The sequence below is a fragment of the Fulvimonas sp. R45 genome (genome assembly GCF_030504985.1).
GTDB lineage: Bacteria > Pseudomonadota > Gammaproteobacteria > Xanthomonadales > Rhodanobacteraceae > Rhodanobacter_A.
The window spans coordinates 197,336-212,268 of sequence record NZ_JASERU010000005.1 but is presented as its reverse complement, the minus strand read 5'-3'; the positions used below and the strand labels follow the sequence as shown (position 1 = coordinate 212,268).

The window sequence follows — 14,933 nt, the reverse complement described above, 5'->3', positions numbered from 1 at the left end:
ACGCGCGCTAACCCAGCGCCCGCACCCGGAAGTTGCGCCCCTTGATCCGCCCGGCGCGCAGGCGTTCGAGCGCCTTGTTCGCCAGCGGGCGGGCGATGGCGACGTAGGCGCGGGTGGCGAAGACGTCGATCTTGCCGATGTCGCCGGCGGACAGGCCGGCCTCGCCGGTGAGCGCGCCGAGGATGTCGCCGGGGCGCAGCTTGTCCTGGCGGCCGGCGTCGATCACCAGGGTCTTCATCGGCGCCAGGTACAGGGTCTTGCCGCGCGGCGGCGCGAGCTTGAGCGGGCGCCAGGGCAGCGGCTCGCCCAGCGCCTGCTCGATGTTGGCGGCCTTGGGCCGCTCGCGCGGCGTGCACAGGGTGATGGCCAGACCGGACTGGCCGGCGCGTCCGGTGCGGCCGATGCGGTGGGTGTGCGTGTCGGGGTCGTGCGCGGTGTCGTAGCTGACCACCAGCGGCAGCGCGGCGATGTCCAGGCCGCGTGCGGCGACGTCGGTGGCCACCAGCACGCCGCAGCTGCGGTTGGCGAAACGCACCAGCACCTCGTCGCGATCGCGCTGTTCCATGTCGCCGTGCAGGGCGAGCGCGGAGAAGCCGCGGCGGTCCAGCTCCTGCGCCACGGCGTCGACGTCCTTGCGCATGTTGCAGAACACCAGCGCGTGCTGGCCGCGGTCGGCGGCCAGCAACTGGGCCAGCGCGTCGGGCTTGCGGGCCGGTTCCACCTCGACGAACTGCTGCTCGATCGGCGGCGCGGCCTCGGCCGGCGTGTCCACGGTGACTTCCACCGGGGCCTGCTGCAGCCGCCGGCTGGCGGTGCGGATCGCTTCCGGGTAAGTGGCGGAGAACAACAAGGTTTGATGGTGCCTGGCGATGCGCCCGACGATGTCGTCGATGGCCTCGCCGAAACCCATGTCGAGCATGCGGTCGGCCTCGTCCAGCACCAGCACCTTGATGCCGCCGCCGTGCAGGCTGCCGCGCTTGAGGTGTTCCTGCACGCGGCCGGGCGTGCCGACCACGATGTGCGGGTCGTGGGCGAGCGACGCGAGCTGCGGGCCGAGCGGCATGCCGCCGCACAGGGTCAGCAGCTTCACGTTGGGCAGGGCGGCCGCGAGCCGGCGGATCGCCTTGCTCACCTGGTCGGCCAGTTCGCGCGTGGGGCACAGCACCAGCGCCTGCAGTCGGATGGTGTCCACGTCCAGCGCCTGCAGCAGGCCGAGGCCGAACGCGGCGGTCTTGCCGCTGCCGGTGCGGGCCTGGGCGATCACGTCGCGCTCGGCGAGGATCGGCGGCAGGCTCTGTGCCTGCACCGGCGTCATGGCGGCGTAGCCGTGCGCTTCCAGGCTGGCCAGCAGGGCGGGTTTGAGCGGGAGCGTGGCGAAATCGGTCATTCGCCATGATCGCATCAAACCGGTGCGGGCCGGGCGTGGCCGTGGCGGCCCGCATGACGGGAATGCCGGACACGCCGAAGGCGTCGCTCGCTGTGCCATGATCCGCCCCGGTCGAAATCCACTGCACCAGGGTCCCATGAATCGCCCGCTTCCATCGTCCAGGGTCGTCGGCGCGCTCGGCGTGCCCCACCTCAAACGGCTGTGGTCGACCGCGATGGCCGCGAGGACGGGGGCGCCGGTCCGGCGGCCGGGCGAGGCGAGGCTGGATCGCCTGGTGCTCGACGCGCTGGGGCTGGGCCTGCACCAGACCTGGCATCACCTGATGAGTGCCGGGCCGACGTTCGAGGCGTTCGAGGCATGGGTGGTCGCCACCGTCGGGCCGCCCGACGCCCTGCGCGTGGAGCGGCTGCAGGCGACGCTGCTCGGCGCGCCGCCGCCGCCGGCGGTGCGATCGTGGATGGCGGCGGTGGAGGCGGCCCCGCCCGTGCTGACCGGGGACGATCTGGCGTGCTGGCAGGCCAACGGCTACGTGGTGTTGCGGCAGGCCGTCGGGGAAGCGGTGCGCCGCGACGCGGAGCGGGCGGTCTATGCCCACGTCGACGCGACGTCGGACGCGCGTGAGTCGTGGTACCGGGGCGACGGGCGTCACGGCATCATGGTCGAGTTGATCCAGCATCCCGCGCTGGAAGCCGTGCGGCGCTCGCCACGCATCCACAAGGCCTACGCGCAGCTGTGGGGCAGCGCCGACCTGTGGGTGAGCGCGGACCGCTGCGGCTTTCATCCGCCGCAACGCAACGGCGCCCCCTTTCCGGGGCCGGACCTGCATTGGGACCTCGATTTCGGCGAGCCGCTCGCGTTCGAGACGCAGGGCATCGTGTACCTGGCCGACACGCCGGCCGAGCAGGGCGCGCTGACCGTGGTGCCCGGTTTCCAGCGGCGCCTGCCGGACTGGCTGGCATCGCTGCCGCCCGGCGCGGATCCGCAGCGGCAGGACCTGCACGCACTGGGCCCGAAGCCGGTGGCGGGGCGTGCGGGAGACATGGTGATCTGGCACGCCTGGCTGCCGCACGGCAGCCGCCCAAACCTGGGCGAGCGGCCGCGCGTGGTGCAGTACGTCAACATGATGCCGGGCCTGCCCGCGCCGGAGTGACCTGCGCGTCGCGTTGCGTCGGCGCCCCGCACGCCGGGCCCTTGGGCATGGCAGGCCGCGTCCCCATGCTTGCCCGATAGGACAGGCAATGACGGGAGCGGCGCATGAAATCCTTCGGCAAGCCACCGCAGGGCGAGCGGCTGGAGCGGCTGCGCGACCTGCCCATGTGGGACGGCGGGCAATTGCGCAACATCCACCCGGTGCTGCCGGGCCTGCGCGATCCGCTGGCGCCGCGGCCGACGCTGCGCGAGTTCCTGTGCGGCGACGAGGCGCGCACGCCGCCGCAACCGCTGCCGTCGCACGATCCGCGCGAGGCCTGGCTGCGCAAGCCCGCGAGCGGGCTGCGCGCCACCTGGCTGGGGCACTCCACGGTGCTGCTGGAGATCGACGGCTGGCGCGTGCTCACCGACCCGGTCTGGGGCCAGCGCGCGTCGCCGTTCACCCTGCTCGGGCCGAAGCGCTTCCAGCCGGTGCCGGTGGGGCTGCGCGACCTGCCCGCGATCGACGCCGTGGTCATCTCGCACGACCACTACGACCACCTCGACTACCCGACGATACGCGCGCTGGCCAAATCGAAGGTGCCGTTCGTCACCTCGCTCGGCGTCGGCGCCCACCTGGAAAGCTGGGGCATCGCACCTTCGCGCATCACTGAACTGGTCTGGTGGCAGAGCCATCGCGTGCCGGGCACCGGGCTGACCATCACCGCGGCGCCATCGCAGCATTTCTCCGGCCGCGGCCTGAAGGACCGCAACCAGACGCTGTGGTCGTCGATGGTCATGACCGGAGAGCGGCATCGCGTGTTCTTCAGCGGCGACACCGGACTCACCACCGAATACGAGGCCATCCGCGAGCGGCTGGGCCCGTTCGACCTGGTGATGCTCGAAGTCGGCGCGTTCCACCCGTCCTGGGGCGACATCCACCTGGGCCCGGACAATGCCTTGAAGGCCCACCGCCTGCTGGGCGGCGGCGTGCTGATGCCGGTGCACTGGGGCACGTTCGCATTGTCCACGCATGCCTGGGACGAGCCGGTGGAAGACCTGCTCGCACGGGCCGGCTCCGACACCGCGCTGCTGCTGCCGCGCCTCGGCGAACCGGCTGAGCCCGCCGAGCGCCGCGAGGTGCAGCCGTGGTGGCGGCGCGGACAACCCATGGGCGACGAGCGGCCCGCGGCCCAGGCCGAACCGGCCAGGGATGGCGCGAACGACCGGCTGGGCGACCGGTTGCCCTGGCCGCTGGATTGAACGGCGCGACCTTGCCGGTCAGCTTGGCCGCTGGCCGGTGAATACCGCCAGTTGGGCGGCGAAGGCGCGCTGGTAGGCGGGGCGCGCCTCGCCGCGTGCGACATAGGCGGCGAGGTCCGGGTAGTCGTCCAGCATGCCGGAGGGTTTCAGCCGCTGCAGCGTGTGCACCATCATCAGGTCGCCCGCGCTGAACGTGCCGTCCAGCCAGTCGGCATCGCCCAGGCGGACTGAAAGCTCGCCCAGCCGGGCGCGGATGCGGTCCTTGATGAGCGGCAGGCGTTCCGCGCTCCAGGGCTTGTCGCCTTCCTGGAACTTGGCGACCTGCAGTTCGAGGATGGGCTGCTCCACCGTGTTGAGCGCGGCGAACATCCAGGCGATCGCGCGCGCCCTGGCGTCCGGCTCCTCCGGCAGCAGGCCCGCGTGGCGCTGCGCGACGTGGAGCACGATGGCGCCCGACTCGAACAGCACCAGCCCGTCTTCCTCGTAGGTGGGGATCTGCCCGAACGGATGCAGCGCGCGGTGCGCGGGTTCCTTCATCGCGCGAAATGACACCAGGCGGACGTCGTAGGGCTGCTCCACTTCCTCCAGCGCCCAGCGCACGCGCATGTCGCGCGCGAGTCCCTGGCCACGGTCGGGCGAACTCTCGAAGGCGGTGATGATGGGGTGCATGAGCAAGGCTCCGGATCGGACAGGGGCTCCGTGACCGCGCGTCCGTGCGGTGGTCCCGGGTTCCCGAAGGCGGATGGAAGGCTGGCGGACCGGCCGGGCGCGATGCATTCCGGCCAAGGACGGCGACGGCTGCGTCAGCCGCGCCGCGCCGCCTCGATCGCTGCGATGTCGATCCGGGTCATCCCCATCATGGCGTCGAAGGCGCGCTTGGCCGCGGCGGGGTCGGGGTCGGTGACCGCGGCGGTGAGGGCGCGCGGGGTGATCTGCCAGGACAGGCCCCACTTGTCCCGACACCAGCCGCAGGCGCTCGGCTGGCCGCCGTGGTCGATGATCGCGTTCCACAGGCGGTCGGTCTCGGCCTGGTCGTCGGTCGCCACCTGGAACGAGAAGGCATCGGTGTGCGGGACCCCGGGGCCGCCGTTCAGGCCCAGGCACGGGATGCCCATGACCGTGAACTCGACCATCAGCACGTTGCCCTGCTTGCCGGCGGGATAATCGCCCGGCGCGCGGTGGACGGCGCCCACGGCGCTGTCCGGGAACGTCTTCGCGTAGAAGGTCGCGGCGTCGAGGGCGTTGCCGTCGTACCAGAGGCAGATCGTGTTCTTGCGGGTCATTCCGGTTCTCCGATTCAGGGCGGCAGGGGCGCCCTTCATCCCTTCGACGAATGGCGGGCGCGCGGATCGACACGGACGGCATCCATTTTCGCCGGCACGCAGGCGGTCCCGGCGCCGGTGCCTCCCATGGCCCTGTTGCGGGGTGGCCTCAGAGCCTGTTCACGATCTCCGCGTAGCCCGCGCGGGGAGCTGTTTGCACGCAGGCCAAGGAAGAGTGAGAGAGTGGACGTCCGTCCACGACGGAGCGATGACGCCGGCGTGTGAGCCAACAGAGCCGGCCCTTCGGGTTGCCTTGCTTTGGCCGCCATGCGGCAGCGCGCGGCTTGGCCTGCCCGCCAGGCAGTCGCTGCGCCACGCACTCCCACCGGGCGGCCAAAGCAAGGCCACGCGGGCCACGCGGAGATCGTGAACAGGCTCTCAATGCTTGCCGGCGCGGGGCGCGGACGAAGCGGCCGCGGGGCCGCTCGCGGCCGTCGCTGCGACCGGCGCCGTCGACGCCGCGGCCGGGCTCGTGGCCCAGTGCTGGCTGCCGATGTCCATGTCCTTGCCCAGCATGGCGTCGCGCGATTTTTCCAGCGCCTTGTCGGACTTCGCCGTCGCCGGGGATACGCCTGGCGCGGATGGGGCGGGCGGTGTTTCCTTGTCCCGATGGGCATGGCAGCCCGCCAGGCCGAGCGTCGCGACGAGGATGATGACGGTGACCGCTTTCATGCGCTTCTCCGTGGAGCTGCAGCGTCCGGATCGTGGCGCGGGAAGCTTGAACCGCGCGTCAACGAACGCGCGCACGCCTGTCATGGCTGGCGAAGCGCATCGTCTTCGACGGCTCCTCACGCGCGCGCCTGGCCGGCGGTCCTGACGAAATCGACGAACGCGCGCAGCGGTGCGGGCAGGTGCCTGCGGCCCGGGTAGTAGAGGTATGGCCCGCTGAAGGGTTGCCACCACGGCTTGAGCAGCGGTATCAGCGCGCCGCTGTCCAGGTACGGCTGCAGCCAGGCCTCGAACAGGTGGATGATGCCGAGCCCGTCCACCGCGGCGGCGACCGCCAGGTCCACCGACGCGCCCAGGCGCACCAGCAGGGGGCCGCCGGGATCGACGCGGACGATGTCTCCTTTGCGCTCGAATTCCCAGGTCGGGATGGCGCCGCTGGCGAACTGCCCGCGCAGGCAGGCGTGCCGCAGCAGGTCGCGCGGATGGCGAGGGCGGCCGTGCGCCTCCAGGTAGGCCGGCGCGGCGGCGGTGGCCATGCGCTGCACGCGCGGGCCGATCGGCACGGCGACCATATCCTTCTCCAACCGCTCGTCGTAGCGGATGCCGGCGTCGCAGCCGGCCGCCAGCACGTCCACGAAGCTGTCCTCGACGATGACCTCCAGCCGGATGTCCGGATAGGCCTTGAGGAAGGGCGTGACGATGGCGGGCAGCACCAGCCGCGCCACCGTGGCCGGCACGTTGAGCCGCAGCGTGCCGGCGGGTCGGTCGCGGTAGTGGTTCACCACGTCGAGCGCGCTTTGCACCTCGCCCAGCGCGGGCGACAGCCGTTCGGCCAGGCGCTGGCCCGCCTCGGTGGGCGCGACATGGCGCGTGGTGCGATGGAGCAGGCGCACGCCCAGGCGCGCCTCCAGCCGGCGCACGCTCTCGCTCAGGCGCGAGGCCGACGTGCCGCTGGCGCGCGCGCCTTCGCGGAAGCCGCCGGCGCGCACCACGGCGAGGAAGGCGAAGAGGTCACGCAGCTCTGTGTCCATTGTCCTGATTCCCGCACGGCCCGTGCCGATTGCACGGGATTATCGGCCAGGCGAAGGCGGCGTACAGTGCGTGCCCCGGCGCCATCCGGCCGCCCCTCTGGAGACGATCATGAACAAGCTGACGAACGCGGGCACCTTCGCCCTGGGAAACCGCACAGTGAACCGCATGGGCTATGGCGCCATGCAGCTGGCCGGGCCGGGCGTGTTCGGCCCGCCGAAGGACCATGCCGCGGCGTTGGCGGTGCTGCGCGAGGCGGTGGCGAGCGGCGTGGACCACATCGACACCAGCGACTTCTACGGGCCGCACGTGACCAACCGGCTGATCCGCGAGGCGCTGCATCCGTACCCGGACGGGCTGGTGATCGTGACCAAGGTCGGCGCGGTGCGCGGCGCCGACGCCTCGTGGAACCCGGCGCAGAGCCCGGCCGAGCTGACCGCCGCCGTGCACGACAACCTGCGCAACCTGGGCGTGGATGCGCTGGACGTGGTGAACCTGCGCGTCATGAGCAGCACGCATGCGCCGTCCGAGGGCTCGATCGAGCCGCAGTTCACCGCGCTGGCCGAGTTGCAGCAGCGGGGACTGGTCCGCCAGCTCGGCCTGAGCAACGTCACCGCGGCCCAGGTGGCCGAGGCGCAGCGCATCGCGGAGGTGGTCTGCGTGCAGAACCACTACAACCTTGTGCACCGCGGTGACGATGCGCTGATCGACGCGCTCGGCGCGCAGGGCATCGCCTACGTGCCGTTCTTCCCGCTGGGCGGCTTCACCCCGCTGCAGTCGGACCGGCTGGCGGACGTCGCCGGCCGTCTCGGCGCCACGCCGATGCAGGTGGCCCTGGCCTGGCTGCTCGCGCGCGCCCCCAACATCCTGCTGATCCCCGGCACCTCGTCGCTGGCGCACCTGCGCGAGAACCTCGCAGCGGCGGAACTGCGCCTGGACGGGGCGGTGATGGCGGAACTGGATGCCGTCGGAGGGGAAGCTGGCTGAGCGTTTTGCGCCCGGCCCGCGCGGTGCGCGGTTGCCCTTGGGGTCGAAGATCACGTCGTAGACCGCCGCGATGATCGCGTCCATCGACGCCACGTTCGCGGCGGCGGCGCCCCGGGCAAAGGCCGGCGGAAAGGGCGCGAACGCCAGCAGGCCAACCGCCAGGTACGCGCGGAACCAAGTCATGCCGAACCTTCCACGGATCGAGCCGGCGGCCATTCCACAGGCTGCGGCCGCCACGGCGGACAGCATGGTCCGCGCGACTGGGACCGCATGCGCTCGCTGTGCGTGCCGGGCGACACCGGCAAGGACGGCGTCACCACGGCACGCGTGCTCGGCGCGGAGGACTACCTTTGCCTGGGCGCTCCCCTGCTGAAGAACCTTGCTCCTTCGCCTTGATTTCCAAGCGGTTTCCCCGTCGCGAGGGGCGATTCCGGCTGTCTGGCGCGTGTCGCCTGTCCTACAAAAAAGCGTGATAGAGTTCACAGTTATGGATTGAGGGGATGGATAGGCACGACGTCTGTTCATCCACGAAGCGGCAGTCTTGCGGGCTCGGAAGCCCGGCCTGCCGCCGGGGGAGGAGAGATGGCTTTTTTCCAAGGGCTCATGCGGCTGCTGTGCCGCCTCGTCGGACATCGCTGGGTGAAGACGGAAGCCGACCGCCGGTGCTGCACGCGTTGCCAGCGCGTGGAAGTACGCCGCTGGCAGGTCTGAGAACACCCGCTGCGCGATTGCAAGACGGCCCCTCCCTTGCCGGCCTCGCGACCGGCCGGCCGGCCGATCGTTGCCGGGTGGCTGGTGCGGATTGCCGGAGTCCATGCCTGCGCCTAACAAGAGTCGCCCGCGCATGAGAGTCGCCCGCGAATACCCTCGCATGCGTCCGATGCACGCACTGCGCGACCCATGACCTTTGTCCTTCATGACCTCTGGCCCTTCGGCGACGCACCCGGCAGAGGATAGGCTGCGCGCGGCTTCCCCATGGACGATCTGTCCATCGGCAGCCGCGGACAGCGCCTGTCCGGCCGGCCGGCAACGTACCGGTCCCTGGCCAGGCCATCCGGAACCCGCATGGGCCCATGCCAAACCCCTGGCGGCCCATGCGTCACATCGATCCCCCAATGGAATCCGTCCCATGAAGAGCAGAACTCTGGTCAGTCCGTCTTCGCGTCGTCGCGGCTGGAACCTGGCGCTGGCGATTGTCATCGGTGCGTGCGTCGCGGCCGGGTCCACCGCGGTCGACGCGCAATCCACCACGGGCACGGTGTTCGGCAAGGCGCCGACAGGCTATGCCGTGGCGGTCCACAGCAACACGACCGGAACCACGCGTACGGTCCACGTCAGTTCCCGTGGCCGCTACTCCATCCGCGAGTTGCCGGTCGGCGTCTACAGCGTGACGCTGGAAAACAGCGGCAACGCCGTGGCCAAGCACCTGAACGTGCCGGTGGTCGTGGGGCGCGGCATCCAGGTGGACTTCGATTGCGCGAAGATCCACTGCCCGGAGGTCGTCGGCAAGGAGTGACGCCCCGCGCTTGCGTGCTGGAAAGCCCGGCGCCGGAACGCGCCGGGCTTTTTGTTGCGCCAGCGCTACGGATGCTTGTAGACCACGCCGCCCTTCATCACGAACGGCACGTGCTCGATGGCCCGGATGTCCTGCGTGGGGTCGCCCTGCACGGCGATGATGTCGGCGTCGAGGCCGGGCCGGAGCTGGCCGAAGCGGTCCTGCTGGCGCAGGATCCGCGCGTCGACCGCGGTGGCGGCGAGCAGCGCGCGCGCCGGCGACATGCCGTCGCGCACCATCCATTCCAGTTCCTTGTAGTTGGTGCCGTGGGCGAACACGCCCACGTCGCTGCCGCAGCCGATGGTGACGCCGGCGGCCATCGCCAGCTTGAAGGCGTGCGCGGCCTGCTGCATTTCCGCGGTGGGCGGGTCGCCGGGTTTCCAGTGGGCGAAGTACTCGGCGTAGGCGGCCACTGCCTCCAGCGTGGGCAGGTACGCGACGTCGTGCTGCTTCATCAGCTCGAACACCTCGCGCGTGCCGCCGAAGCCGTGCTCGATGGTATTGACGCCGGCGAGCACCGAGCGGCGCATGCCTTCGGCGGTAGTGGAGTGCACCGACACCGGCAGCCCCATCGAGTGTGCGGTCTCGACGCCCACCTTCAGCTCTTCCTCGCTGAAGGTGGGCACCGAGCCGTGGCTCTTGCCGCAGTGGTAGTCGGCGTAGATCTTGATCCAGTCCGCGCCGTGGCCGGCCTGGTCGCGCACGGCGCGGATCATCTCCGGCACGCCGCTGACCGGGATGCCGCCCTGCGGCAGGTCCAGGTCGGTGCGGAAGCCCATGGGGCCGGGGCCGTAGCAGTCGGTGGCGACGGTGGCGCGGGTGGCCACGAACAGGTGCGGGCCGGGGATCAGGCCCTGGTCGATCGCGCGCTGCACGTCCACGTCGGCGTAGCCGGCGCCCTCGGTGCCGAGGTCGCGCAGCGCGGTGAAGCCGGCCATCAGGGTGTCGCGCACGTGGTTCACCGCCTCGATGGTGCGGTAGGGCAGCGGCTCCTTCAGCACCTGGTCGTTCCACAGCGTCTCGTTGTACGGGTGCAGGAAGATGTGCGAGTGCGCGTCGATCAGGCCGGGCAGCAGGGTGGTGCCGGGCAGGTCGATGGTCTGCGTGCCGGGCGGCGCCTGGATCTGCGCGGCGGGCCCGACCGCGGCGATCCGGCCGCCTTCGACCAGCACGGCCCAGCCCGCGTGCGCCTGTTCGCTGCGCGCGTCGAACACGCGGTCGGCCTTGAGCAGCCAGGGATGGTCGGCCGGCGCGGTGGCGGTTGCGGTTGCGGGGCTGGCGCCGGCGAAGGCCGGCCACAGGACGAGCAGCAGCATGATCAGACGGCGTGGAAGCTTGCGCATCCGTTATCTCCTCGATTCGGGATCGTCGTTTCTGGCGCTACCGCCGCGCCGGCACGACACCTGGCGATCAGCGGTTGCCGCGATACGAGTCGGCTACCGCGCACGCACCGCAGGCGATGGCTGCGGACATCAGGAACGGCGTCACACTGCCGTCCGAGGGCGCCGCGACCAGCCCGGGCAACCAGATCACCAGGGTGATGATGCCGAGCATCGCCGCCTCCAGCGTGGCGGCAAGGCCCGCGGCGATGCCGGACAGGATGCCCAGGCAGGCGGCCAGGCTGGCCGCGCCGGTGAGCCAGGCCCAGCCGTGGTGCCAGGGCAGCCATGCCGGCATCAGTTGCACGGTCTGCGGGAGATAGACGAAGTGCGCCAGCCCGATGGTCGGCAGCGAGAGCGCGAGCAGCAGCCGCGCCCCGCGCACGCCGCGGGCATCGACGAGGGCGGGCAGGCGCGCCCGGACCCGCGCGTCCGCGTGCACGGCGAACACCGCCCAGCTGCCCGCCAGGATGGTGGTGATCTCGCCGAGGCCGAGCCAGGTGGCCTCCATCGAGGGCGCCACCACCACGGCGGGAAGTTTCAGCAGGACCGCCCACAGGACCAGGAACACGAACAGGGCGAGCGAGGCGCCCGCGATGGTCCGTCGCAGCAGCAGGCCGACGCCCGTGGCCAGCTCGACCACGGCGGTGGCGTAGACGAAGAACGCGCGCGCCGGCAGATGCTCGACGGGGATGCGCTGCCAGACCGAGGCGAAATCCCCGCAGGCCAGCCCGCGCAGGCCCAGGGCGATCATCACCGCGGCCAGCAGCACATGGCCGGGCCCCGTGAAACCCGCCATCCATCCGGCGCGGGATGCTTCCGGCATGGTCTGGCGCACGGCCGGACCCAGCCATGCGAACCGCTCCGCTCTCGAATCGCTCATCGTCATATTCCCCGGGTCGGTACTGCACGTGAACGTGGACAGAAGACGGCGTCGAGGGCGGAAGAAGGCGAGGCCACCGGAACCCGACGCAACGCCATGCGCCATGGGTGCACGGCGCACGATGGCGCCGATGATGCCACGGTCACGGGCGCATGGGTCGACGAGTAGGCTCGTACATCCCTGCGAATCTGCGGTGGCTGTCGTTGAAGCGGCCGTGGCGGGCACCCATCATGTCGATTCGCCCCCAGGAGATGCGCCATGCCCGATCTCGCCGATTTCCCCATCGCCCAGCGCTGGCCCGCGAAGCATCCGGAACTCATCCAGCTCTATTCGCTCAACACGCCCAATGGCGTGAAGGCGTCGATCATGCTGGAGGAGACCGGGCTGCCGTACGAGGCGCACCTGGTCGACATCACGAAGAACGAGAGCCACACGCCCGAGTTCCTGTCGCTGAACCCGAACGGCAAGATCCCGGCGATCATCGATCCCGAGGGCCCGGGCGGGCAGCCGCTGGGGCTGTTCGAATCCGGCGCGATCCTCCTGTACCTGGCCGAGAAGACCGGCCGGTTCCTGCCCGCCGATCCGGCACGGCGCTGGGAGACGATCCAGTGGGTGTTCTTCCAGATGGCCTCGATCGGCCCGATGTTCGGGCAGGTGGGTTTCTTCCACCGCTTCGCCGGCCGCGAGTACGAGGACAAGCGGCCGCTCAGGCGCTACGTCGACGAATCGAAGCGCCTGCTCGGCGTGCTGGACGGCCGCCTGGACGGCCGCGAGTGGATCATGGGCGGGGACTACACCATCGCCGACATCGCCACGCTGGGCTGGGTGAACAACCTGATCACCTTCTACGACGCGCACGACCTGGTGGGCTTCAACGACTACGCCCACGTGGGCGCGTGGCTGGAGCGCGGGCTGTCGCGGCCGGCGGTGCAGCGCGGGCTGAAGGTGCCCTCGCGTTGACGCGGGCCCTGCACAGCTACGTGGCCCTGCTGCGCGCGGTGAACGTGGGCGGCACCGGCAAGCTGCCGATGGCCGAGCTGCGCGCGATGTGCGGGCAGGCCGGCTTCGCCGACGTGCGCACCTACATCGCCAGCGGCAACGTGGTGTTCCGCAGCGCGCTGGCGGAGCACGCGGTGGCGGCGGCGCTGGAAGGACGGCTGGCGGCGCATGCCGGCAAGCCGGTGGGCGTGCTGGTGCGCACCGCCGCCGAGATGGCCGCGGTGCTGGCGGCCAATCCGTTCCAGGATGCCCCCGGCAACCGCGTGGTGGCGATCTTCCTGGACCGCGCGCCGCCCGTCGATGCGCTGGAGCACGCCAGCGGGCGCAAGGACGAGGCGCTGGCGCTGGGGCGTCGCGAGATCTACGTGCACTATGGCGAAGGCATGGCCCACTCGCGCCTGCGCATCCCCGCCGCGAAGATGGGCACCGCGCGCAACATCAACACCATCGCCACGCTGGCGGAGATGGCGTCGGCGTGAGCGGGGCCTGCCGCCCCGTGGAGCGCCGCCGATGAGCGACGCGTTGCAGGCCCTGCTCGAACGGCTGGAACGCATCCGTGCGCTGGAGGCGCCGGACCGCCTGCGCGAGCGCATCGAGGCGCTCGATCGCCTCGACGCGCTGATGCCGATGGATGGCGAGCCCGCGCTGGTGCGGCGCGGCCAGGCGCTCCAGGCGCGGCTGGAGGCGGCCAACGCGGCGCAATACCAGGCCATCCGCCATGCGATCCGGCGGGGGCAGGGGCGCGCGGCGCTGCAGGGCTGGTGGCGCGCGGGCGCGGCCGGTGAAGCCGCGTGCCGTTCTGCCGACGCGTACGACTGGCTGGACGAACTGGTCGGCGGCGTGCTGCCGTTCGAAGTGCCGGGCGAGGTGGGTGCGCTGGCGCCGGAGATGGTGCTCTACCAGCCCACGCCGGCGCGCCAGGTCTTCGGCCTGCTCGACCGCCTCGCGCTGGACGAGGCCGACGTGCTGGTCGACCTGGGCTCGGGCCTCGGCCACGTGCCGCTGCTGACGGCGATCTGCACCAGGGCGCGTGGCGTGGGCGTCGAGATCGAGCCGGCCTATGTCGCCGGTGCGCGCCGCTGCGCGCAGGATCTGCAGCTGGCGAACGCCTGCTTCGTGCAGGGCGACGCCCGCGATGCGGACTTCTCGACCGGCAGCGTGTTCTACCTGTACACCCCGTTCACCGGCGCGATCCTGCGCAGCGTGCTGGATGCGCTGCGGCGCGAAGCCTCGCGCCGCGCGTTCCGCGTGTGCAGCTTCGGGCCCTGCACCGCGGCGCTTGCCGCGGAGCCCTGGCTGGCGTGCGACGATGCGCCGGCGGGCGGTCGCGTCGCGGTCTTCCATGTCCCGGCTCCGCCATCCGCGCAGCCTTGAAAAGCCCGCGGACGCGGGCAGGATGGGAGGCCCGCCCCGTTGCAAAGGGATCCCATGGATCGCAGGACACTGTTGAAGACCGGCTTGCTGGGCGCCTCGGCGCTTGCCCTTCGTCCCGCCCTCGCGCATCCGGCCCACGCGCCGGACGTGGCGGCGCGACTGGCCGCGCTGGAGCGGCGGCACGGCGTGCGGCTGGGCGTGGCCATCCACGACACCGGCGACGGGCGCCGCTTCGGCCATCGCGCGGACGAGCGCTTCCTGATGTGCAGCACGCACAAGCTGCTGACGGTCGGCGCGGTGCTGGCGCGTGTCGACCGTGGCGCCGAGCGGCTGGACCGGCGCGTCGTGTTCGGCCGCGATGTGGTGCTGTCGTATGCGCCGGTGACCAGCCACCGCACCGGCGCGCCGGGCATGCGCGTGGCCGAGCTGTGCGAGGCGGCGATCACCGTGAGCGACAACACGGCGGACAACCTGCTGCTGGAAAGCCTGGGCGGCCCGGCCGCGGTGACGGCCTTCGCGCGGAAGCTGGGCGATCCGCTGACCCGGCTGGATCGCTTCGAGCCGGAGCTCAACGTCGGCGCGCCCGGCGACCTGCGCGATACCACCACGCCGGCCGCCATGCTCGGCGACCTGCGCGCGCTGCTGCTCGGCGATGCGCTCTCCGCCGCGTCGCGCGACCGGCTGGAGGCGTGGCTGCACGCCACCCGCACCGGGCTCGACAAGCTGCGCGCCGGCGTGCCGCCCGATTGGCGGGCCGGCGACAAGACTGGCAGCGGTCCTCATGGCGAGGTCAACGACGTCGCGATCTTCTGGCCGCCGCGGCGCAAGCCGCTGCTGGTGGCGGCCTACCTCGCCGACGGCGACGCGGACACCGCGGCGCGCGCCGCCGTGCTGGCCGAGGTGGGGCGGATCGCCGCGTCGGCCTGACCCCGTTCGCCGCGTGTCCGGGCGGGCGAGG

16 protein-coding genes are annotated in these 14,933 nt (G+C 71.6%); 9 read left to right on the top strand and 7 right to left on the bottom strand.

Going from position 1 to position 14,933, the window contains the following annotated elements; genetic code table 11:
* Window positions 1-7: 7 nt before the first annotated feature.
* Window positions 8-1,387 (bottom strand): ATP-dependent RNA helicase DbpA, encoded by a 1,380-nt coding sequence (dbpA, locus tag QMK61_RS06880; protein ID WP_302071393.1) that lies wholly within the window; start codon window positions 1,385-1,387, stop codon window positions 8-10.
* A 136-nt stretch (window positions 1,388-1,523) separates the two neighbouring features.
* Here dbpA and QMK61_RS06875 point away from each other — a divergent pair, with 136 nt between their 5' ends.
* A complete protein-coding gene (locus QMK61_RS06875; protein WP_302071391.1) occupies window positions 1,524-2,537 on the top strand; it encodes a phytanoyl-CoA dioxygenase family protein in 1,014 nt (337 codons plus the stop codon).
* Window positions 2,538-2,641: 104 nt separating this feature from the next.
* The gene (locus tag QMK61_RS06870) at window positions 2,642-3,778 is read left to right on the top strand and encodes an MBL fold metallo-hydrolase (RefSeq protein WP_302071389.1); all 1,137 of its coding nucleotides are present in this window, start codon (window positions 2,642-2,644) and stop codon (window positions 3,776-3,778) included.
* Window positions 3,779-3,796: 18 nt separating this feature from the next.
* Here the strand turns inward: QMK61_RS06870 and QMK61_RS06865 are convergent, their stop codons facing one another.
* From QMK61_RS06865 to QMK61_RS06850, 4 genes are all read right to left on the bottom strand, one after another.
* Window positions 3,797-4,447 carry a glutathione S-transferase family protein gene (locus QMK61_RS06865; protein ID WP_302071388.1) on the bottom strand — a complete coding sequence of 217 codons (651 nt, stop codon included), beginning with the start codon at window positions 4,445-4,447 and terminating at the stop codon, window positions 3,797-3,799.
* 134 nt (window positions 4,448-4,581) lie between these two features.
* Complete coding sequence (locus QMK61_RS06860) at window positions 4,582-5,061, bottom strand: VOC family protein (protein WP_302071387.1); 480 nt, start codon at window positions 5,059-5,061, stop codon at window positions 4,582-4,584.
* A 417-nt stretch (window positions 5,062-5,478) separates the two neighbouring features.
* Window positions 5,479-5,772: a hypothetical protein gene (locus QMK61_RS06855; protein WP_302071386.1), complete on the bottom strand. Its 294-nt coding sequence runs from the start codon at window positions 5,770-5,772 to the stop codon at window positions 5,479-5,481.
* 116 nt (window positions 5,773-5,888) lie between these two features.
* Window positions 5,889-6,800, bottom strand: coding sequence for a LysR family transcriptional regulator (locus QMK61_RS06850; RefSeq protein ID WP_302071385.1), 912 nt, complete (start codon window positions 6,798-6,800; stop codon window positions 5,889-5,891).
* Window positions 6,801-6,909: 109 nt separating this feature from the next.
* Between QMK61_RS06850 and QMK61_RS06845 the strand changes: the two genes are divergently transcribed.
* The 3 genes from QMK61_RS06845 (at window position 6,910) to QMK61_RS06835 (ending at window position 9,301) form a co-directional block, all read left to right on the top strand.
* Window positions 6,910-7,785, top strand: coding sequence for an aldo/keto reductase family oxidoreductase (locus QMK61_RS06845; protein ID WP_302071384.1), 876 nt, complete (start codon window positions 6,910-6,912; stop codon window positions 7,783-7,785).
* 270 nt (window positions 7,786-8,055) lie between these two features.
* Window positions 8,056-8,181, top strand: coding sequence for a hypothetical protein (locus QMK61_RS06840; RefSeq protein ID WP_302071382.1), 126 nt, complete (start codon window positions 8,056-8,058; stop codon window positions 8,179-8,181).
* Window positions 8,182-8,914: 733 nt separating this feature from the next.
* Window positions 8,915-9,301, top strand: coding sequence for a carboxypeptidase-like regulatory domain-containing protein (locus QMK61_RS06835; protein ID WP_302071381.1), 387 nt, complete (start codon window positions 8,915-8,917; stop codon window positions 9,299-9,301).
* Between the two features lie 65 nt (window positions 9,302-9,366).
* Here QMK61_RS06835 and QMK61_RS06830 read toward each other — a convergent pair whose 3' ends face one another.
* The gene (locus QMK61_RS06830) at window positions 9,367-10,683 is read right to left on the bottom strand and encodes an amidohydrolase family protein (RefSeq protein WP_302071380.1); all 1,317 of its coding nucleotides are present in this window, start codon (window positions 10,681-10,683) and stop codon (window positions 9,367-9,369) included.
* 67 nt (window positions 10,684-10,750) lie between these two features.
* The gene (locus tag QMK61_RS06825; RefSeq protein ID WP_302071379.1) at window positions 10,751-11,602 is read right to left on the bottom strand and encodes a hypothetical protein; all 852 of its coding nucleotides are present in this window, start codon (window positions 11,600-11,602) and stop codon (window positions 10,751-10,753) included.
* Between the two features lie 258 nt (window positions 11,603-11,860).
* On the opposite strand from QMK61_RS06825, the gene QMK61_RS06820 reads away from it, so the two are divergent.
* The 4 genes from QMK61_RS06820 to bla are packed head-to-tail and all read left to right on the top strand — an operon-like array spanning window position 11,861 to window position 14,902.
* Window positions 11,861-12,562 carry a glutathione S-transferase N-terminal domain-containing protein gene (locus tag QMK61_RS06820; RefSeq protein ID WP_302071378.1) on the top strand — a complete coding sequence of 234 codons (702 nt, stop codon included), beginning with the start codon at window positions 11,861-11,863 and terminating at the stop codon, window positions 12,560-12,562.
* 8 nt (window positions 12,563-12,570) lie between these two features.
* Window positions 12,571-13,080 carry a DUF1697 domain-containing protein gene (locus QMK61_RS06815; protein ID WP_302071464.1) on the top strand — a complete coding sequence of 170 codons (510 nt, stop codon included), beginning with the start codon at window positions 12,571-12,573 and terminating at the stop codon, window positions 13,078-13,080.
* A 31-nt stretch (window positions 13,081-13,111) separates the two neighbouring features.
* Window positions 13,112-13,975, top strand: a complete 864-nt coding sequence (locus QMK61_RS06810) for a class I SAM-dependent methyltransferase (protein ID WP_302071377.1) — start codon at window positions 13,112-13,114, stop codon at window positions 13,973-13,975.
* Between the two features lie 54 nt (window positions 13,976-14,029).
* Entirely contained in the window at window positions 14,030-14,902 is an 873-nt protein-coding gene (gene bla, locus QMK61_RS06805; RefSeq protein ID WP_302071376.1) for a class A beta-lactamase, read from the top strand.
* The last annotated feature ends 31 nt before the right edge of the window (window positions 14,903-14,933 follow it).